Origin of the sequence: Sinimarinibacterium arenosum (assembly GCF_005047655.1) — a bacterium.
Taxonomy (GTDB): domain Bacteria; phylum Pseudomonadota; class Gammaproteobacteria; order Nevskiales; family Nevskiaceae; genus Solimonas.
Window position 1 is genome coordinate 48026 of sequence record NZ_SUKF01000003.1, and the last position, 19717, is coordinate 67742.

Annotated in this window: 21 protein-coding genes; 10 read left to right on the forward strand and 11 right to left on the reverse strand. The window is 63.4% G+C overall.

Going from position 1 to position 19717, the window contains the following annotated elements; all coding sequences use genetic code 11:
- Positions 1–68: 68 nt before the first annotated feature.
- The 4 genes from E4T66_RS06590 to E4T66_RS06605 are packed head-to-tail and all read left to right on the forward strand — an operon-like array spanning position 69 to position 3641.
- On the forward strand, positions 69–698 hold the full coding sequence (locus tag E4T66_RS06590) for a paraquat-inducible protein A (RefSeq protein ID WP_136848131.1): 630 nt from the start codon (positions 69–71) through the stop codon (positions 696–698).
- Positions 695–1360: a paraquat-inducible protein A gene (locus tag E4T66_RS06595; RefSeq protein ID WP_248679497.1), complete on the forward strand. Its 666-nt coding sequence runs from the start codon at positions 695–697 to the stop codon at positions 1358–1360. Before E4T66_RS06590 ends, E4T66_RS06595 begins: the two co-directional genes overlap by 4 nt.
- The gene (locus tag E4T66_RS06600) at positions 1357–2988 is read left to right on the forward strand and encodes a PqiB family protein (RefSeq protein WP_136848132.1); all 1632 of its coding nucleotides are present in this window, start codon (positions 1357–1359) and stop codon (positions 2986–2988) included. The genes E4T66_RS06595 and E4T66_RS06600 overlap by 4 nt, the downstream gene beginning before the upstream one ends.
- A 2-nt stretch (positions 2989–2990) precedes the next feature.
- Positions 2991–3641 carry a PqiC family protein gene (locus E4T66_RS06605; RefSeq protein ID WP_136848133.1) on the forward strand — a complete coding sequence of 217 codons (651 nt, stop codon included), beginning with the start codon at positions 2991–2993 and terminating at the stop codon, positions 3639–3641.
- 1 nt (position 3642) lies between these two features.
- Here E4T66_RS06605 and E4T66_RS06610 read toward each other — a convergent pair whose 3' ends face one another.
- Positions 3643–4500, reverse strand: coding sequence for a hypothetical protein (locus E4T66_RS06610; protein ID WP_136848134.1), 858 nt, complete (start codon positions 4498–4500; stop codon positions 3643–3645).
- Positions 4501–4605: 105 nt separating this feature from the next.
- On the opposite strand from E4T66_RS06610, the gene E4T66_RS06615 reads away from it, so the two are divergent.
- Together E4T66_RS06615 and gor are read left to right on the forward strand one after the other, a co-directional pair.
- Positions 4606–6531, forward strand: a complete 1926-nt coding sequence (locus tag E4T66_RS06615) for a DEAD/DEAH box helicase (protein WP_136848135.1) — start codon at positions 4606–4608, stop codon at positions 6529–6531.
- A gap of 154 nt (positions 6532–6685) precedes the next feature.
- Complete coding sequence (gene gor, locus E4T66_RS06620; protein WP_136848136.1) at positions 6686–8068, forward strand: glutathione-disulfide reductase; 1383 nt, start codon at positions 6686–6688, stop codon at positions 8066–8068.
- A gap of 8 nt (positions 8069–8076) precedes the next feature.
- Here the strand turns inward: gor and E4T66_RS06625 are convergent, their stop codons facing one another.
- Complete coding sequence (locus E4T66_RS06625) at positions 8077–8352, reverse strand: hypothetical protein (protein ID WP_136848137.1); 276 nt, start codon at positions 8350–8352, stop codon at positions 8077–8079.
- A 90-nt stretch (positions 8353–8442) separates the two neighbouring features.
- On the opposite strand from E4T66_RS06625, the gene rssA reads away from it, so the two are divergent.
- Complete coding sequence (gene rssA, locus E4T66_RS06630; RefSeq protein WP_136848138.1) at positions 8443–9360, forward strand: patatin-like phospholipase RssA; 918 nt, start codon at positions 8443–8445, stop codon at positions 9358–9360.
- A 13-nt stretch (positions 9361–9373) separates the two neighbouring features.
- Positions 9374–10453: a DNA polymerase IV gene (gene dinB, locus E4T66_RS06635; protein ID WP_136848139.1), complete on the forward strand. Its 1080-nt coding sequence runs from the start codon at positions 9374–9376 to the stop codon at positions 10451–10453.
- A 64-nt stretch (positions 10454–10517) separates the two neighbouring features.
- Here dinB and E4T66_RS06640 read toward each other — a convergent pair whose 3' ends face one another.
- Positions 10518–10730, reverse strand: a complete 213-nt coding sequence (locus E4T66_RS06640; RefSeq protein WP_136848140.1) for a cold-shock protein — start codon at positions 10728–10730, stop codon at positions 10518–10520.
- A gap of 209 nt (positions 10731–10939) precedes the next feature.
- Positions 10940–11452: a YybH family protein gene (locus tag E4T66_RS06645; protein ID WP_211242801.1), complete on the reverse strand. Its 513-nt coding sequence runs from the start codon at positions 11450–11452 to the stop codon at positions 10940–10942.
- Between the two features lie 359 nt (positions 11453–11811).
- Between E4T66_RS06645 and E4T66_RS06650 the strand changes: the two genes are divergently transcribed.
- Complete coding sequence (locus tag E4T66_RS06650) at positions 11812–12120, forward strand: hypothetical protein (RefSeq protein WP_136848141.1); 309 nt, start codon at positions 11812–11814, stop codon at positions 12118–12120.
- A gap of 67 nt (positions 12121–12187) precedes the next feature.
- Here the strand turns inward: E4T66_RS06650 and E4T66_RS06655 are convergent, their stop codons facing one another.
- From E4T66_RS06655 to E4T66_RS06685, 7 genes are all read right to left on the reverse strand, one after another.
- A complete protein-coding gene (locus E4T66_RS06655) occupies positions 12188–13027 on the reverse strand; it encodes a PHP domain-containing protein (protein WP_169577513.1) in 840 nt (279 codons plus the stop codon).
- A complete protein-coding gene (locus tag E4T66_RS06660; protein WP_136848143.1) occupies positions 13024–13764 on the reverse strand; it encodes a peptidoglycan DD-metalloendopeptidase family protein in 741 nt (246 codons plus the stop codon). Before E4T66_RS06660 ends, E4T66_RS06655 begins: the two co-directional genes overlap by 4 nt.
- Positions 13761–14837 (reverse strand): M14 family zinc carboxypeptidase, encoded by a 1077-nt coding sequence (locus E4T66_RS06665; protein WP_211242802.1) that lies wholly within the window; start codon positions 14835–14837, stop codon positions 13761–13763. Before E4T66_RS06665 ends, E4T66_RS06660 begins: the two co-directional genes overlap by 4 nt.
- Before the next feature lie 79 nt (positions 14838–14916).
- Positions 14917–15465: a hemerythrin domain-containing protein gene (locus tag E4T66_RS06670; protein ID WP_136848144.1), complete on the reverse strand. Its 549-nt coding sequence runs from the start codon at positions 15463–15465 to the stop codon at positions 14917–14919.
- Positions 15466–15636: 171 nt separating this feature from the next.
- Positions 15637–16110 carry a hypothetical protein gene (locus tag E4T66_RS06675; protein WP_136848145.1) on the reverse strand — a complete coding sequence of 158 codons (474 nt, stop codon included), beginning with the start codon at positions 16108–16110 and terminating at the stop codon, positions 15637–15639.
- Positions 16097–16471, reverse strand: a complete 375-nt coding sequence (locus E4T66_RS06680) for a hypothetical protein (protein WP_136848146.1) — start codon at positions 16469–16471, stop codon at positions 16097–16099. The genes E4T66_RS06675 and E4T66_RS06680 overlap by 14 nt, the downstream gene beginning before the upstream one ends.
- Before the next feature lie 40 nt (positions 16472–16511).
- A complete protein-coding gene (locus E4T66_RS06685; protein ID WP_136848147.1) occupies positions 16512–17585 on the reverse strand; it encodes an SDR family oxidoreductase in 1074 nt (357 codons plus the stop codon).
- A 319-nt stretch (positions 17586–17904) separates the two neighbouring features.
- On the opposite strand from E4T66_RS06685, the gene E4T66_RS06690 reads away from it, so the two are divergent.
- Complete coding sequence (locus E4T66_RS06690) at positions 17905–19713, forward strand: ABC transporter transmembrane domain-containing protein (RefSeq protein ID WP_136848148.1); 1809 nt, start codon at positions 17905–17907, stop codon at positions 19711–19713.
- Positions 19714–19717: the final 4 nt, after the last annotated feature.

Here is a 19717-nt window from a genome sequence, read left to right on the forward strand (position 1 = left end):
CCAGTCACAGCGCCTGATCGGTAACTTCCGGGATAGACTGCTCTCCCAGTTTCAACTTACCCGCGGATATGGCAGTCCAGACCGGCGATGATTCCAAGCCTGAACTGGTGATATGCGAACACTGTGATTCGGTCTATCAGCGCAGCCCGCTGCCGGCCGGAGCGGTGGCGCGCTGCCTGCAATGCGGCGCCGAACTGTACCGAAACCGTCGGGTTGACCTCGATACCATGCTGGCGTTGACCGTGACCTCGATGATCGTCATGGCCATCGCCAATGCGTATCCGGTGGTCTGGATGGATCTCGGGGGACAGTCACGATCGGTGACTTTGTGGGGGGCTGTGCTGTCGAGCTACGACGCTGGCGTCGGATTGGTGGCAGTTGTCTCCGCCGCTTGCATCTTTCTGATGCCATTGCTCCAGATCGCCGTGCTGATCTACGTGCTGGTGCCACTGCGCGCGGGACGGGTGCCGCAATACTTTGCCAGTGCGATGCATGCGCTGCGGCGTATGCAGCCATGGAGCATGGTCGAGGTATTCCTGCTCGGGATTCTGGTATCCGCGGTAAAACTTGCGGCTGATGCGGCGATTTCCCCGGGAATCGGGCTGTGGGGTTTTGCGCTGCTGACCTATTTGCTGACTCTGATCACCAGTTACGATTTGCATGAACTGTGGGATCTCGCTGCGGAGGAGCAGTCTTGAGTCCACTACCACGCGCAGTCACGCTGGGAGTCGTCGGATGTCACGCCTGTGGCGCGGTTTATCGCGCGCCTGTGATCAATGCCGACAATGCCGACGAGGGCTGCACCATGCGCTGTCGTCGCTGCGGAACGTCGATACATCGGCGCAAGCCGGAGAGCATTGCCAGGACCTGGGCGTTCCTGATTGCTGCGGCGATTCTGTATCTGCCGGCGAATCTGCTGCCGATCATGCTGACGTCGACCTTGCTGGAACAACGCAGCGATACGATTCTCAGCGGTGTCGCCGCATTGTGGCGTGATGGCGCCTGGGATATCGCGATCATTGTGTTTGTCGCCAGCGTCGTTGTTCCGATCCTGAAAATCGGCGTGATCGCCTTGCTGCTGTGGTCGGTCCAGAGCGGTGCGCGCTGGCGTCGGAGCGAGCGCACGCGGCTCTATCGCATTGTGGAATTTGTCGGTCATTGGTCGATGCTGGATGTGTTTGTGGTTGCCCTGCTGGTCGGGCTGGTGCATTTCCGCAGCTTTGCCGATGTTCAACCCGGACCGGGCGCCGTCGCGTTCGCTGCGGTGGTAGTGTTGACGATGCTGGCCTCGATGAGTTTCGATCCGCGTCTGATCTGGGACGTGCCCGCCAAGAACCTTCCCCCAGCACCAAAATCATGAGTACATCTGACGTCGGCTTCGAACTGCCGCAACCCGACATCCGTCCGCCACGAAAGTACCGCCCTTCGCTGGTCTGGCTGGTGCCGTTGGTGGCAGCTGCGATTGGGCTGGTTCTGGTCGTGCGTGCGGCGCTGTCCGCCGGCACCATGATCGAGATCACCTTCGAGTCGGCCGAGGGTCTGGAGGCGGGTGTCACCGAGGTCAAGTTCAAGGACGTGGTCGTCGGCCACGTCAAGGCAATTTCGCTCAGCGACGATTTGCAACGCGTGGTCGTTGAGGTCGTGCTCGCCCGCAGTGCGGAGCGGCTCGCCGTTGACGACACGCGTTTCTGGGTGGTACGGCCGCGGGTCGATACCGGGGGTATTTCTGGCCTGAGTACGCTGGTGTCGGGTGTCTACATCAGTCTTGATGTCGGACAGTCGACCGAGGCGCGCAGTGAGTTTGTCGGCCTGGAAACGGCGCCCGCGGTGACTTCTGATCAACAGGGTACCGCCTACGTGCTGCACAGTGACGGGCTGGGCTCGATTGACGTCGGTTCGCCGATCTATTACCGGCGCATTCCTGTCGGGAGAGTCGGCAGCTACACGCTGGATCCGGACGGGCGCGGGGTGACCCTTCAGGTCTTCATTTCGGCGCCGTACAACCGCTTCGTCACGGAAAGCGCCCGTTTCTGGAATGCCAGCGGCATCGACCTGTCTTTGGGGGCCAGCGGTCTTACCGTCAATACCGAGTCGCTGGCGTCGGTGCTGGCGGGTGGGGTCGCGTTCCAGAATTTCGGCGACGCGGCTGCGGTCGCCGCCGCGCAGACGGAATTTCAGCTTTACGACAGTCTGACCGCGGCGATGAGTCCGCCGACCAACGATCCGCTGGATATCCGCATGCGTTTCGTCGAGTCCATGCGTGGTCTCAGTGTCGGCGCGCCGATCGACTTCCGCGGAGTCGAACTCGGAACGGTCAAATCCGTCGATCTCGAATACGACGCCGAGCGTAAGCAGTTTCTCGGCAATGTCGTTGCACGCGTGTTTCCGTCGCGTCTGGGTCGCGCGTATGACGCGCTCAGCGAGCAGGCCGGCGCGGGTGAACGGGTGGCTGACCGGGTGTTTGCGCGCCTGGTGGCTGAAGGACTGCGTGCGCAGCTGCGTACCGGCAATCTGATCAGCGGTCAGTTGTATGTGGCCCTGGACTTCATCCCCAAGGCTAAGCCCGCCGGTGTGGTCATTGGCGTCGGTCCGCTGGAGATACCGACTGAGCGTGGCAGCCTCGAACAGATCCAGACGCAGATTGCCGACATCATCAGCAAGTTCAACAAGGTGCCGTTCGAGGAGATAGGACGCAGTCTGCGCGACACCTTGAGAGGGGCAGATGCATTGCTGCGACAGCTCGATGGGGATGTGGCGCCTGAGGCGCGCAAGACTCTGGTCGAAGCGCAGCGTGCGCTAGGTTCGGTCGGCGACGCGCTGGACCGTGACAGCGGTGTGCAGAACGATCTGAGCGCGACCCTCGGTGAACTGGAGCGTGCCGGTCGGTCACTGCGCTCGCTCGCGGATTATCTGCAGCGTCATCCCGAATCGCTGCTGCGCGGCAAGGTGGTCGACGATGAGCCGACGCTGACCGAGCCGGAGCACTGAGAATGAAATCAATGATGCGAATGTCTGCGGGATCGAGGGCGTCAATTGCAGCGCTGGCGACAAGTCTGGTGCTGGTTGCATGCGGCAGCGGACCGCAGATTCGCTACTACACGTTGCTGTCGCCAGCTTCAAATGTGCCGCTTTCATTGACGACGGCGCCGAAGCTGCTGTTCGAGCTATTGCCGGTGCGGGTCCCGCAGCAGGTCGACTATCCGCAGATGGTGATCCGCGAAGACAGTGGTCGAGTCGCGCTGGTCGAGTCGCGGCAGTGGGTGGCACCGCTGAGCGATGAAATCCGCGCGGCGCTGTCTCAAGGTATCGCAAGCAGCCTGCACGGCCGTGACGTATATGGGCTCAGTGCCCAGGATGCCGTGCCGGTATATCGGATCAAGGTTCAGCTGTCGCGTTTTGAAACCGTGCCAGGCCACTATGCCCAGCTGGATGCGCAGTGGAGTCTGAGTCGCGTCGGTGCGGCAAAGGCGATCAGCTGCGATACGTCAGTGCGTGAAACGGCTGTCGACGGGTATGACGGCGTGGTGGCCGCACACCAGCGTGCCCTGAGCCTGCTGGCGGATCGTATTGCGCAGAGCCTGCAGCGCTTGCAAGACAGCGCTTCGAATCCCTGCTCAGCGGCGTCGGGCGCCGCGGGCTGAGCTACCCGCGGATCCGGATCTGCTGCGGTACGTGGTCACGGTCGAGTTCAACTACGACATCCGCCTGTGACGGCAGTACGGCCAGCGCGTGCCGGCTCAACCGTTCGTAGTGAGCGATGAATCGCGCCAGCTCAGTCGCGTTCATGAGGCCAGTTGGCCTTGTGTGAATCCGTGTAGTCGGTTCGCGCGCATTGTCGTCCTCCTGCTGCCGCCGCCACTCCAGAACACAGTCAAAATCCGGTGCTTGCAGGAAAATCAGGTAATCGATGGCCGCGAACAATGCGGCGTAGGGGCCGGCCAGCTGCTGGTTGACCCAGCGGCGCCAGCGGCCATCAGCATCCTCGTCGCGTTCCAGTGCATTGATTGCAGGGCTGAGCTGCGAGACGTCCTGCGGCGGAGTCCCGACGCACCATCCTTCAAACAGAACCAGGTCGACGGGTCCGCGAATCAGCGACCAGTCGTCGGGTGGTGCGCGCTCGTCCACCGCCTTGATGAAGCGGGGCAGAGCCAGGGTTTCGCCGGCCTGCAAGGTCCTGAGGCGTGAAATTGCGCTGATGAGGCCGGCAACGTCATGCGTGCCGGGAACCCCGCGCGTCTGCAACAGCGGGTGCACCCTGGAGGCCAATGCCTGCCGTTGGTCGCGCGTCAGATAGAAATCATCGATAGATAGCGTTGCGACCTGTAGACTGTACGATTCGCACAGTCGCAGCGCCAAGGCGCGCGCCAAGGTGCTCTTGCCGCTCCCTTGGGCGCCGTTGATGCCAATGACCGCAGCTGTGGTTTGGTGATCACGGACCTTCGCGATCCAATCGCACAGGGCGCGCAGCAGCGCTGGATCGATCGTGACGGCTTTGGGCATGGCGGTGACACTATACGTCCATGTCCCGGAATCGGCAGACTGCGCGTCCAGATCCTGGTGCGCGTGGGCGTTTCGGGACCGCTTTTACTCGCTCAGGTATCGACCATGTCCAATCCCTCCACTGCCGCCGACGGCACCTCGTCCGCAATCACTTTCCGCGATCTGGGTCTGGCCGAACCATTGCTGCAAGCTCTGGCCGAGGTCGGCTACGAAGCGCCATCGCCGATTCAGGCCGCAACGATTCCGCCGATTCTGGCTGGCCGCGACCTGCTGGGCCAGGCGCAGACCGGTACCGGCAAGACCGCCGCATTTGCGTTGCCGATTCTTTCGCAGGTCAAGCTTGACCAGACATCGCCGCAGGCCTTGGTACTGGCCCCTACACGCGAGCTGGCGATCCAGGTCGCCGAGGCGTTTCAGCGCTACGCGTCGCATCTGCCCGGGTTCCATGTGCTGCCGATCTACGGCGGGCAGAGCTATGACCCGCAGCTGCGCGGCTTACGCCGCGGTGTGCACGTCGTGGTCGGCACGCCCGGTCGACTGGTCGACCATCTCAAGCGCGGCACCCTGAAGCTGGACCAGCTGCGCTGGCTGGTGCTGGACGAAGCCGACGAGATGCTGCGCATGGGCTTCGTCGACGAGGTCGAATGGATCCTGCAGCAGACGCCGGAGAATCGCCAGATCGCACTGTTCTCGGCGACGATGCCGACACCGATCCGTCGCATCGCACAGACCTATCTGCGCTCGCCCGAAGAAATCACGATCAAATCCAAGACCAGCACGGCGGCGAATATCCGTCAGCGTTGCTGGATGGTCACCGGCACCAACAAGCTGGACGCGCTGACCCGAATTCTCGAAGCCGAACCATTCGACGGCATGATCATCTTTGCCCGCACCAAGCTGGCGACAGAAGATCTGGCCACGCGTCTGCAGGCACGCGGTTTTGCGGCATCGGCGCTCAACGGCGACGTGCAGCAGGCGCAGCGTGAGCGACTGGTTGCGCGCTTGAAAAGCGGTGGACTGGACATTCTGGTGGCGACCGACGTTGCCGCCCGCGGACTGGATGTCGAGCGCGTCAGCCACGTCGTCAACTACGACGTGCCAACCGATACCGAGTCCTATGTGCATCGCATCGGTCGTACCGGCCGTGCCGGGCGCAGCGGAGAGGCGATTCTGTTCATTGCGCCGCGTGAACGTCATCTGCTGCGCGCGATCGAACGAGCGACGCGCCAGCCGATCGAAGAGATGTCCTTGCCCAGCACCGATGCCGTCAACGAGCAGCGCGTCAATCGCTTCAAGCAGCGTGTGACTGAGGTGCTCGATGACCCGGGCGCGCGTTCGGTGATGATGCAGTTCCAGGCGGTGCTCGGGCGGCTGGCTGAGGAGCGCAGTGTGCCGATGCTGGATATCGCGGCGGCACTTGCAAAGCTAGTGCAGGGTGAAACGCCGTTGCTGCTGGAAGCTGAGCGCAAGGGTGCCAGCGAACCTGCTGCGCCGATGGCGCGGCGACCTGATGCGGCGGCGCCGCGCGAGCGCCGTGAGGCGCGTCCCGCGGCTGCGGGTGAAAGAGCCGAACGCAGTGTTCGGAGTGAGCGCAGCGAAACCGCTCCGCGGCGTCCGCGCCGTGAAGATGCGGAGGAAGCGGTCGAAATGGAGGCGTATCGCGTCGAGGTTGGCAGCACGCACGGCGTCAAGCCAGCCAATCTGGTCGGTGCGCTGGCCAACGAGGCAGGCCTCGACAGCGAGCACATCGGGCGTATCGAAATTCGCGATGACCACAGCATCGTGCAGCTGCCGCAGGGAATGCCGAAGAAGATCTACAAGGATCTGCAGAAGGTCTGGGTGTCCGGCCGGCAGCTGCGGATCAGTCGGGTTGCGGGCCCCGATGCGGCGCCGGCCGCGGTGGAACGTCCGCGCCCCGCGCGTACGGCAGAAGGTGCTCCGCGCAAGTTCCAGGGTGCTGGCGGGCCACGCAAGGGTGGGCCCGGTGCGCGTGGCGTTGACAAAGGACCGCGCCGGCCGCGACAAGGCTGAGTGGAGCGGGAAGGCACACTCGGCGGTGCTGCCAGCTGCCGGGTGAGCATCTCCCGCCCGGGTGCTGTGCTCGCACGTTTCAGGCGAACCCGATGGCAAGCAGACGCTAGAGTATGTGCGGCGGTGTGTCCGTCGCAGCGGCCGGAGTGAGTGCATGAGTGCGGAAGATTACGATCTGTTCGTGATCGGCGGCGGATCGGGTGGCGTGCGTGCAGCGCGCATCGCCGCAGGCCATGGTGCCCGTGTGGGTATCGCCGAGGAGTATCGTTTCGGCGGCACCTGCGTCATTCGTGGCTGCGTGCCGAAGAAGCTGCTGGTTTATGCCTCACGTTTCCGTGACGAGTTCGAGGATGCTGCCGGTTTCGGCTGGACACTGGGCGAAGCGCCGACGTTCGACTGGTCCCGTCTGATCGCCGCGAAGGATCGCGAGATTGCCCGGCTCGAAGGCATCTACTCGGGCAATCTCGAAAAGGCCGGCGTGACTCTGCATCGATCGCGCGCGGTGCTGCGCGACGCCCACACCATCGAGCTGGTCGCAGAGCAGCGCTGCGTGCGCGCGGCACGCATCCTGATTGCGACGGGTGGGCGGCCGAATCTGGACGCCAGCCTTCCCGGCATTGAACATGTCATCACCTCCAATGAGCTGTTTCATCTGGAGCGCATGCCGCGCAGCATTGTCATCGCGGGGGGCGGTTACATAGCCTGCGAATTTGCCAGCCTGTTGTGCGGGCTCGGGGTGCAGACCACGTTGGTCTACCGAGGAGACGAACTGCTGCGCGGCTTCGACGGCGACGTGCGGCGTCATGTCCGTGCCGCAATGCAGGCGCGCGGCGTCGACGTGATTCTCGATCAGGTGTTTACGCGTATCGACCGTAGCGGCGAGCGGTTGGAAGGCGAGCTCAGCGACGGACGCCTGCTGCACGCGGAGCAGATCCTGTTTGCGATCGGGCGCAGCCCCAACGTCTCCGGTCTGGGCCTGGAACGTGCGGGGGTTGAACTCGGCTGGAACGGACATGTGGTCGTCGACGAGTATTCACGTTCGTCGGTGCCACATATCTTTGCGGTGGGCGACGTCACCGACCGGGTCAACCTGACGCCGATGGCGATTCGCGAGGGCCATGCCTTCGCCGATACCGAGTTCGGGGGCAAGAACGTTCGGGTCGATCATGATCGAGTGCCGACGGCCGTTTTCACGACGCCGGAAATCGGGACTGTGGGATTGAGCGAGGAACTGGCGTGTGAGCACTATCCTGCGGTCGATATCTATCAGTCCAGCTTCCGTCCGTTGAAGGCCACCCTGGGCGGCAGCAACGAACGCATGCTGATGAAACTGCTGGTCGATGCCCAAAGCGATTGTGTGCTGGGTGTGCACATCGTCGGCACGGACGCGGGCGAGATGGCACAGCTGCTCGGTATTGCAGTCAAAATGGGCGCGACCAAGGCCGACTTCGACGCCACGGTTGCCGTGCATCCGACCGCAGCCGAAGAGCTGGTGACGATGTCGACGCCGACTCGGCGCTGGCGTCGCGACGCCTGAGCGCTGGCTCAGAACCCCTGCTGTTTCGGGTGCAACTGGTTCAGATCCTCGATGCCGTTGCTGCAGCCTCGCTCAAACGCTTCGGTATAACCCTTGCAAGCCGAAGAGTCGGTCATGTTGCCGTTTTGCGCCCACTGATAGCCATCTTCATGGGTGGTGCAGTGATCGCTGCATGGCGCAACGGCCAATGGTGCGGCGGCGCAGGCTAGCAGACTCAGGCTGGCACCCAGCGGAAAGACGACTTGGGCAATACGGATTGGGATCATCAGATTCGAGTGGTTCAATGGAAGATGCGGCAGGTGCCGCGGGTATCATCGTAGCCGATCGGCGTGAGGCATTCGGGCCCGGAGCGGCCTGCAGGACAATGCGGGACCATGGACGCACAGCTCAGTATTCAATCCAGAACACCGGTTGTCGGACTCGCGCTCGGTAGCGGCTCTGCGCGTGGCTGGGCGCATATTGGCGTGATCCAGGCGCTGGAGCAGATGGGGGTGCGCCCCATGGTGGTTGCCGGTACATCCATCGGGGCATTGGTGGGGGCCGTCTATGTATCGGGGCAGCTGGACGCTTTTTCGGCTTGGGTGCAGAAGCTGACCGCACGTGAAGTGCTCGGGTTCCTTGACCTGAGTTTCTCTGGCGGTTTTGTCAAAGGCGAGCGCCTGTTCGCTTTCTTCGAAGAGCAGCACAGTAACCCGCAGATCGAGGCGCTCGGCCAGCGCTATGTCAGCGTCTGCACGGAAATGCAGACGGGCCGCGAAATCTGGATCACGCAGGGTCCGATCTTGCCGGCAGCGCGGGCGTCCTGCGCGTTGCCCGGACTGTTTTCGCCGGTGCGCTACGAGCAGCGATGGATGCTCGACGGTGGCCTGGTCAACCCGGTGCCGGTCTCGGCCTGCCGCGCGCTGGGCGCGGAAGTCGTGATCGCGGTCAACCTCAATGCACAGCTGGTTGGATCGCATTTCTCGCGGGTCATGACCGGCGATGCGGAGTCGGGCGCAGAGGCGGGCAATGGACGCAGTTGGTGGCAGAAGGCGGCGGGTTATCTGTCCAGTGGCAGTGCCGATGCGCCCAGCGTGTTCGATGTGATGGCGACGAGCGTCAACATTCTGCAGGATCGGGTCACGCGCAGTCGCATGGCGGGTGACCCGCCTGAGCTGACCCTGGTGCCGATGCTGGAGGATTTCGCGTTGATGGATTTTCACCGTGCACCCGAGGCGATCGCGGAAGGCCGGCGGTTGGTCGAGGAGAACGCCGAGATGATCCGCGCCTGGATCCATCGCGCGACGCCCTGATCCGAGGCTGACGATGCGCAAGATCGTGCATGTCGACATGGATGCGTTTTACGCCTCGGTTGAACAGCGCGATGCACCCGAGCTGCGTGGGCGTCCATTGGTCGTCGCCTGGCGCGGCGCGCGTTCGGTGGTGTGTGCGGCGTCATATGAAGCGCGTCGCTTCGGTGTGCGTTCGGCCATGCCAGCGGTGCGGGCCGAGCGCCTGTGTCCCGACGCGGTGTTTGTGCCCCCGGATTTCACGCGCTACCGCGCGGTATCGCGGCAGGTGCGGGAAATCTTCCGGCGCCATACCGATCTGGTCGAGCCTCTGTCGCTGGATGAGGCCTACCTCGATGTCACCGAAAACAAGCTGGGACTGGCCAGTGCGACCGACGTTGCGACCGAGATCCGCCGCCAGATTCGCGACGAGCTGAAACTGACGGCTTCGGCCGGCATCGCGCCGAACAAGTTTCTGGCCAAGATCGCATCGGACTGGAACAAGCCGGACGGGCAATTCGTGATCAAGCCGGCGCAGGTGAGCGCCTTTCTGACCGCGCTGCCGGTTGGGCGCATTCCGGGTGTCGGCAAGGTCATGGATGCCAAGCTGGAGGCGCTGGGTATTCGCACGGTCGGCCAGTTGCGGGAGCTCGAGCGTCCGGTGCTGGAGGCGCGGTTTGGTCGCTATGGCGGGCGGCTGTATGAGCTGGCACGCGGGGTCGACGAACATCCGGTGGTACCGGATCGTCCGGTGCAGTCGATTTCCAGCGAGGACACGCTGGCCGAGGATCAACCGCTGGCGGCGTTGGCACCGCTGATTGAGCGGCTGGCGCAGAAAACCTGGGAGGCGTCGCGCAAAACATCGCGGGTGCCGCGGACGGTCGTACTGAAGCTGAAGACCGGAGACTTCCGCAATCTCACGCGAAGTCTGACCCCGTCGACTCCGCCGGATTCGGCTGCAGTGCTCGCACAGATCGCGCTGGCGCTGTGCAACCGGGTCGATCTGCCCGAGTCGACACGCTACCGTCTGGTAGGCGTCGGCCTGGGCAATTTTCATGAACCCGGCGATGCCGAGTCGCAGTCCGGCCTGTTCCTCGACGAACAGAGCCCGGACTGAACGACGGACACAAAAAAACCGTGGCCCTAAGGCCACGGTCTAATCGATCGTGATCAGTTCGCGCTCAGAGCGGGACGATCTTCGTCGCCTGCATGCCCTTGGGGCCGCGCGCTGCTACGTATTCCACGCGCTGACCTTCCTTGAGCGTCTTGAATCCACTCGCCTGGATTTCCTTGAAATGGGCGAACAGGTCTTCTCCACCGTTGGTCGGCGTGATGAAGCCGAATCCCTTAGTTTCGTTGAACCACTTCACCGTGCCGGTTGCTTTGTCAGACATTGCCGCATTCCCTCAAGAACATGAAAAAAACGATAAACCGCGTAAGAAACAGCGAGGAATCGAGCCCCCCAGTCTGCATGCGAACAAGTAAGTCACCGGAGATCTCACGCAACGCAATTCTGCGAAGGGGAAGACTGGACACCGAAAACTGGCCTGAAACGAGTGCAGCTTGGGCACTGTATGCGTTTCGGACGCGGCTGTCGACTGGGTCAATCCGGGGTCTGTGCAACCGGCGCAGGGGTGGAACAGGCCGGTGCGGTGGGGGCGCTGGCCGGGCAGACCGCGCAGCCCTTGTCGAAAACCACGCGCCAAATGCCGTCTTCGGCCCGTCGCCAGACCGAATTGAAACGGCCGATCAGCACGCCACCCGGGTCGTGGACCGGTCCGGAGGTCAGTGTCAGGTGGCCGGACGCGAGCCCTTCGACCTGATCCGGTTCCCACGAAAACGGCGCCTGGGCGTTCTCGAAATACGGGCGCCAGGCGCTGACGATGGCGTCGCGTCCGCGCAGCGCCGTGGCTCCGGAAAAGAACACCGCTTCGCTATCGATAAACGCGGCAAAGCGCTCGATGTCACGATCCGCCATCGACTGTGCAAACGCGCGCTCGCGGGCCTCAACCTCCGCTTCGAGGGCGTGTGTCGGCGCAGTGTCCTGCGCCGCTGCAGGAGATAGGGCAACGACGCTCGTGCAGCACAGCAGCATTCCGGCAAGGGCGAACTTCATCGACGCGCTCCGGCGTGAATGGATCAGCATGCAGCATAACGGCGACAGCGGATTTCGCCTTCAATCCGCGCCAGGTCCTGCGACATCGGCGGCCTATCCGCGTGTGTCCAGCGAGCGCTCATTGTCAGCATTTCCTGGCGGGATCCATGCGTTAGCGCAGCAGCAAGACGATCTACTGCGTGGCCTGGATACCTGACCCGAGCGTGTGAGAAAACTCCGGGAGTGTCGGTGACGGGATGGCGTCCGCGCCCGCAATGCGAGAGAATCCGCCGCCTTGATTGGGGTTCTGAAATCGCTGGACGATTCAGTAAATCAGGGAAGAAGATGGTCTATCTACCGGAAATGTAAGGAGTTTTGCCATGTCGGGGAGCAACGCGTTGAATCTCAAGTGGGTCATTGCCGCCAGTGTTCTGGGTCTGGGTCTGAGCCTCTCGGCTTGCGGCAAGAAGGAAGAAGCGGCGCCGGCTCCGGCCGTCGAAGCTCCGGTGGTCGAGGCAACTCCGGCGCCGACGCCGGAAGCCGCGGCTCCGGCGATGGAAGAGTCGGCGATGCCGGCTGCTGAGGGTGACGCTGCTGAAGGCGACGCCGTCGAAGGTGATGCAGCGGCTGCCGAGCCTGCAATGGAAGGCGAAGGCGCTGCGGCTGAAGGCGAGACGCCGGCTGAATAAGCCGCGTCGACTGCTTGTCACCAGAAAAGCCCGCTCCGGCGGGCTTTTCTGCGTCTGGGGGTTGCAGTCAGCGCATGCGGTCGAGAACCGGCCGCAGATTTTCAGGTAATGCGGGCAGGCGTCCGAGCTTGATCCAGGGTTGCGAACTCCCATGGAAGTCCGATCCCAGTGAGGCGCGCAGGCCAAAGGACTCGGCGTCATCGATACCGGTACGAATGGCCTCGGCGTCGCTGTTGCCGCTGCAGACTTCCATCGCGCTTCCGCCGGAGTCGCGGAACGCGGCGAGCATGCGGTGGCGCCAGCTGCGCGTCATCGGATATTTCAGAGGATGCGCCACCACCGCAGTGCCCCCCGCCGCTGTGATCCAGCCGATGGCTTCCTCCATGGTCGGCCACTGGGTGGCGACATAGGCGGACTTGCCGGGTGCCAGATAGCGTTTGAAGGCCCGCTTGGCGTCCGGGCACACTCCAGCCTCGACCAGTCGCATGGCGAAATGACTGCGCGTGAGCTGCCGATTGTCCGGCGTGGCCTCGACCCAGCGTACCGCGCCCGTGTCTCCCAGTTTTTCGAGCTTGATCGCGATGGCCCGCGCGCGTTCGCGCCGCTGTGCCTGCAGTCGCTCCAGACCTTCACGCAGCGCATCGGCGTCAGGGTCAATGTCGAGGCCAACGATATGCAGTGTGCGGCGTTGCCAGCTGACCGACAGTTCAACCCCCGCGACCAGCTCGATGCCATGTGAGCGCGCTGCAGTTGCCGCCGCTTCGAGTCCGGCAACCGTGTCGTGATCGGTGACGGCGACGGTGCGCAGCCCGGCCTCTGCGGCTGCCTGCATCAGTTCCTGCGCAGTCATGCTGCCGTCGGACGCCTGGGTGTGTAGATGCAGATCGACGGTTGACGGTCGCGTCATTGAGTCGAGCCTGGCGGTGCCCGCAGCGCGTCGATGCGCAGCAGGTGGTTCGGGTCGGGGCAGCGGTGCAGCCATTGCGCGCGCTCCGAAGGCCGGCACACGCCGGGAAAGTCTCCGTGATGCCCGTCCAGCTCGCGGATGATCTGGAAATGCAGATGCGCCGGCCAGCCGCCATTCTCGTTGATTGCCCCAAGCCAGCCCAGGCGATCGCCGGCCGCCACCGTGTCGCCAACCTTGTGCAGCGTCAGACTGCGGCGCGCGAGATGGCCGTACAGGCAGTAGAACGTCTGGTTATCCAGACAGTGTTCGAGAATCAGCGTTGGACCATAGTCGTGGTCGCCGGCATTGTCCTGGGCGCTATGAATCCGTCCCGGCAGTGCGGAGAACACCGGGGTCGCGGTGGCCAGCCACAGATCGACGCCCAGGTGCAGTGTGCGGGCTGACTCCGGGTCTGCGGGATCGGACACAAAGGTCGGACTGTTGCTGTACAGCGGACGATCTTCGGCGTAGCCGCCGGCAGCGTAGTCCGCGCCCGCAGCACGGCGCTGTGCTTCGATCCAGGTTCCGAAGCTCACCGGATTGATACTGTCAATGTCTCCCAGTGCGTGGTTTGTCGCGCTGAGATCCAGATGCAGGCAGCGGTGGCTGCTGGGGGCAAATGGCAACACGCTGGCCGCGGGGGTGTTCGACAGCCGCTCAAGTAATGGATCAGCTGTGCCTGGCGAGATTGATTTCATGTTTTGGGCGTTGCGGGACGCAGCGAACCTTGCGGCCCGTACCAATAGGACAATGCGGATTCCATCATGACGTCTCGTTGAGCGCCGCGCGGACGCCAGCGCTGGTTCGAGATCGCTGCTCGGATCAGAAAATCGAAGAAGGTCAGATGCGTGCGCAGTATGCGTTGATGACGATGCGGGGCGAGCGGATTGAACATGCCGAGCTGGCTGAATAACTGCGCCGGGCTCTTCTTGACCCATAGCCACGAGCCCATTTCCAGTGTCAGTGGAATGAACAGATGGTCATTGCTGGCGCGCGATCGATCGTACAGATAGTCCCAGAGATCGCCATGGGTCGTGTACTGATGCGCCTGCGGCTCGAAGCGGTAAATGCTGTGATAGGGATGGGTGGCCCGGAACATTGTACGCAGGGCATACACCTCGGGCAGACAGGCAATCGGTTCGCGCGTTCGCGCATACGGGAACCAGATACGGTCCTTGACGCCGAAGCCGGAATGACAATCGATCGAGAGGCTGAAGCTGTGTGATTGCAGGCGCTGTTCGACGACGCGCGCGACTGCCGCGGCTTCAGGCTGCAAGCCGCCGTCGGCGCTGCCGCGATACCACGGAAGATGCCGTGACAGCCGCTGGCCGCCCAGCAGAAACGCGACGCCGTGGTCGGCGTCAACAGGCGCATTGCGCATCAGGTCGACGCCAGCCGGATTGCTGCGCGTGCGTGCCAGCATGCCGCCCGGATTGATCAGCGGCATGAACACCAGCCGCAGATTTTCGAGCTGACGCAGCAGTGATTCGTCCCAGAACAGACGTTCGACCAGCGACTGCATGTATGACAGCAGCACCTGCGTGCCGATACGCTCGACGCCGTGAATGCCGCCGAAAAATCCAACGGCCGGAGCATTGGGATCAGTGGAACCGAGCTCGAGGCAATGTACCGGTAGCTGACGCCCGCGCGCGCGGACTTCGCAGACGACTTCGCTGCGCAGCATGCTGCCGGCGCGGCGAATCAGCGTCAGCAGGCTGTCGAGTTCGGGAAACTCGCCCGAGCTGAAGGGTCTGGGAATGAAGGCTTGCACCCGCGCGATGTTAGCGCGGATGTCGCGTCAGCTGGATGTCGCGTCAGCTGGATGTCGTGGATCGGCCGCAATGACGCCTTTATCCGCCCGCCGCTTTGATCTGACTGACCAGATGGCGATATTGCTGATCGATGGTGTCGCTGAACAGCGGGTCTGGTGTATGCGCGAGGGTGTTGTCGATTTCGGCCCAGTCTTCCTTGCTCAGCAAAGCCTTGGCCATTGGCAGCAGATTCGCTTCTTCGCGCTGCATGTGAGTCAACTGCAGATCGAGATACGCCTTTGCGGCCGCTTCCAGCGTATCGCGGCCGATCATTTCACCGGCCAGCACTTGCTTCAGCGCCTCCAGCAGCGCGGTTCCGCGCGTGATGATTTCGGCGTGCTCGGCCAGCTGCTGCTCGACGACGTCCGTCAGCGACGGATCGTGCTGAGCGAGCCGCCGGAAGATCAGGTCTTCGCGGGCGTGATGCACCAGATCCGGATAGTGCGTCATGTAGTACATCAGGTCGTGCATGATGGAGTAATCCGGATCGCCATCGTTCTGCAGCGTCTGCACGGATCGGGACATCAGGCGCAAGGTGCGTGCAAAGCTTCGATGATCGTCGTGCAGTATCTGGATGTTGTCCGGCATATCACTCTCGTTCACGTCATCGGCTGAAGGCGCATCCCGTCATGAACCGCTTCGACTGGAGCGTCGCACGGTTTCACTTTAGTCCGCGCCCTCTGCGGGCGGCATGACTTGGATCAACGGAGCGGGCAGCGGGGATGCACTTTGACGGGAATCAGTCGCCGTGCGCCGCCGCTAGGTCTTCGGCGGTTTCCGCTCGGCATCCGAGTCGCTTTCGCTGTGTTCCGGGAGCTCGCCGCTGCGGGGGGTCAGCGTGCCGCGTGCGGCTTCGCCAACCTTGCGGTTGATCCCGGCAATCGTGCCGTAGACCGCGCCGGCGATGAAGTCGTGGGTGCGGCGCACCACCCGTGCTGCATCGCGGGTTGCCGGATACGACTCCAGCAGGTCGAACGGAATGCTGGCGATGCCGAGATGGACCGATTGCACCGCGCGGGTACCGGTATCAATGGTGGTCTCGGTGAGGCGCTGTACCTGTGTGAGCTGTTGCTGGATCCGCAACATGCCCTGTGTTTCGACCAGCACGGCGCCACTGCGGCGCATTCCGGATGAGACGCCGCGCAGCTGTTGCGACAAGCGCGACGATTGGCGAGTCGCCAGCGCGAGCAGCACGCAGCTCAGCGCCAGCAGGCACGCTTCAAGCCATGCCATGCGTACGAACCTCGGCCTGGACGCCGTATTTGACCAGCTCGTCCTGCAGGATCAATACCGTACGTTCATAGACTAAGCGCCGGATCACGCTGGGGGCGACGGCACCCAGCGGCGCGGCGAACCGCGATTCCTTGGAGGCCAGTTCCACCGGATTGAGAATCTCGATGCTGATCAGCGGCGCTGTCCCCCTGGGCAGCAGGGCACTGGCATCGGGCGGAAGCATTTTCCAGGCTTCGGTCAGCTTGCGGTGGTCCTGCTCCAGCGTCGCCACCAGCGACTGCAGCTGTCGCAGACGCCACAGTAGCCACCCGGCGACCGCCGCCACCACGAACAGACTTGCCACCATCAGCCATGCGCCCATCGAGATCTCCCAGTGGCGATATGTCGTAATCCGATGTCCCTCAGCGGCGCCGCACCGTGCCGTCGTCCAGCATCTGCTGAAAGTGATCGGCCAGCGTCTGTTCGAGCGGATGATAGGTCAGCCCGAGTGCGGTGCGGCTTTTGCTGTTGTCGAAGCGCAGCGGGTAGCCGACATTCAGCGAGACAAATTTTCGCGTGAGTCCGGCAATCGGTGCGATCAGCCAGATCATGGCCTTGGGCGCTTCCATGAACGGGAACAGATAGCGGTTGCCGAATTTTCGACGCAGCAGGCGCCCCATTTCGAGGAAAGTCGTGTTGGCGCCGTTGACGATGTGGCGGCCCGACGCGGCAGGGGTGAAGCCTGCACGCACGTGCGCCTCGGCGACATCGCGGACATCGACCACGCCCATCGCCAGTTTTGGGGCGCCCAGAAACATGGTGCCGTCGACCAGCTGCTTCATGACGCCGAAACTGGCTGAATCGCTGGCGCGGGTCAGGGACGGCCCGAGCACCAGTCCCGGATTGATCGTGACCAGATCCCAGCGCGACTGACGGTCATGCATCTTCCAGGCTTCACGCTCGGCCATGACCTTGGAGTACGGATAGGGCTGGTGATCGACACTGCTGGTCGTGTTCCACTGCGCTTCCGTGAAAATCTGCTTCTCCGGGTCGGACGACAGTGCAAGGCTGTCGATATTGTCACCGTAGATCGAGACCACGCTGCTGGTCAGCACCACGCGCTTGACCGACGGCGTCCGTTCAACGCTCTCGAGCACATTGCGCGTGCCTTCGACGGCCGGGCGCACCAGTGCGGTTTCGGCGTCGCTGAATCCACTGATGACGAAGGGTGACGCGGTATGCATCACCAGTTCGCAGCCCTGCATCGCGGCGTCGTAGCTGCCGGGTGTCAGCAGGTCGGCCTTGAACAGCTGCAGGCGCCCCGGATGCTGCTCTGCGAGGGCGTGAAGATGTTCCATGCCGCGCTTGCGTTGTGGATCGCGCACCGTGCCGTGAACGGTGTATCCGGCTTCGAGAAGATCGCGCACGATCCAGCTGGCGATATAGCCGCTGGCACCGGTGACCAGAACGGGGGCTTTGGGGTCAATTGTCGTCATGCGTAGTCCAGGTCATTGAAACTTCGAGAGGTCGGGCGGGTCAGAGGGCGCGGTGCATGGCACCGGGTCGTCGCTCGGCGCTGTGGGCCATCCGGCCGCAGATGTCGCGGTGCTGATTGAGGCGAAAAAATGCATGCGGGGACGGCATCTGCCCGTCGCATTGTGGTTTCAGGGACAATAGACCGCTCATGAGCTTACTCCCCCCAATCTTGTCCCTTCCGGCCAGGCCGGACAGGTCGTTCCCCCGTGAATGCCGAGTATCGCAGCAAGCCTGCGCGCGCGGAACCATGCAGGTCATTCTTCCCACTGGAGCCGTGGTATGAGCCAGGGTGATTCACAGGTCAGCGCCGGGATCGGTGCCGCGTCCGTTGTCGAGGGTCCGGCGCCGGTACCTTCCCGCCGGATCGGTGCCCTGGCGGCGCTGTGGCCGTATCTGCGGCGTTACCGTATGCGCCTGCTGGTTGCGTTCCTGCTGCTGTGCGCCGGTTCGGTGGTGATGCTGACCGTGCCGCTGGCGCTGCGCGATCTGATCGACAAAGGCTTCAGCGCAAATGCGCCAATGCACGGCCATTTCATGGCCTTGTTCGGTCTGGCATCAGTCTGGGGGGTGATTGTTGCCGCGCGCTATTACCAGGTCAGCTGGATTGGCGAGCGTGTCACCGCCGACCTGCGCAGCGCGGTCTATTCACGCATGCTCGGCCAGTCGCCCGAATTCTTCGAAACCACGCAGACCGGTGAAGTGCTGTCACGTCTGACCGGTGACACCACGCTGGTGCAGACCGTGGTTGGGTCATCGATTTCGATGGGGCTGCGCAGCCTGTTCCAGTTTGCTGGCGGCATGGTGATGCTGGCCGCGACCAGCGCCAAGCTGTTCGCGATCACGGTCGTGCTGCTGCTCGGGGTGGTGATTCCGCTGGTCGCAATCGGTCGCCGCGTGCGGCGCCTGTCACGTGAATCGCAGGATCGTATTGCCGACACCTCGGCGGTTGCCGGCGAAGTGCTCAATGCGATTCCGACCGTCCAGGCCTTCACCCACGAAGCCTGGGAGGCGCAGCGTTACGACCGCACGGTCGAGTCCAGTTTCGCCTCGGCGATCCGGCGCACGCGCATGCGTTCGGCGATGACCGCCGCGATGATCGCCGGTGTATTCGGCGCCATCGTGTTCGTGTTGTGGCTGGGAGCGCAGGCCGTAGTCGCGGGCACCATGAGTGCCGGCGACCTGGCGGCGTTCGTGATGTATGCCGTGCTCACTGCGGGGGGCGTCGGTGTGCTCGCGGAAGTCTGGGGCGACGTGATGCGCGCCGCCGGAGCGACCGAGCGCCTGATGGAACTGCTGTCGGCTGAACCGACGATTCGTGCACCCGCGGCACCGCAGGTGCTGCCGGAGCTGAGTCAGGCCCGGGTCGAATTCGAGCAGGTGCTGTTCCATTACCCGTCGCGGCCGCTGACCGCGGCACTGGATCACATCGATCTGCAGATCGGGGAAGGCGAGACGGTTGCGCTGGTCGGCCCCAGTGGTGCCGGCAAGACCACGCTGTTCCAGCTGCTGCTGCGCTACTACGACGTCGGCTCCGGGGTGATCCGTTTCAACGGCGTTGACCTGCGCAAGCTGGATCCGCAGGCGCTGCGCGCACACATCGGCATCGTGCCGCAGGATGCCGTGATTTTTTCAGCCGACGCCTACGACAACATCCGCTACGGCAACGAGCATGCGACCGAGGCCGAAGTCATGGCCGCGGCCCGTGCCGCGCTGGCCGACGAATTCATTCAGCGCCTGCCGCAGGGCTATCGCACTTTCCTCGGCGAGCGTGGCGTGCGCATCAGCGGCGGTCAGCGTCAACGCATCGCCATCGCACGCGCGATTCTGAAGAACCCGCCACTGCTGCTGCTGGACGAAGCCACCAGCGCACTGGATGCGGAAAGCGAGGCGCTGGTGCAGCGGGGACTGGAAGCGGCCATGCGTGGACGCACGACGCTGATCATCGCGCATCGTCTGTCAACCGTGCAGCGTGCCGATCGCATCGTGGTGCTGGAGCACGGACGCATTGTCGAGCAGGGTTCGCCGGCCGAGCTGATGGCGCAGGGCGGTCTCTACGCGCGCCTGGCCAGTTTCCAGATCGCGCTCTGAGGCG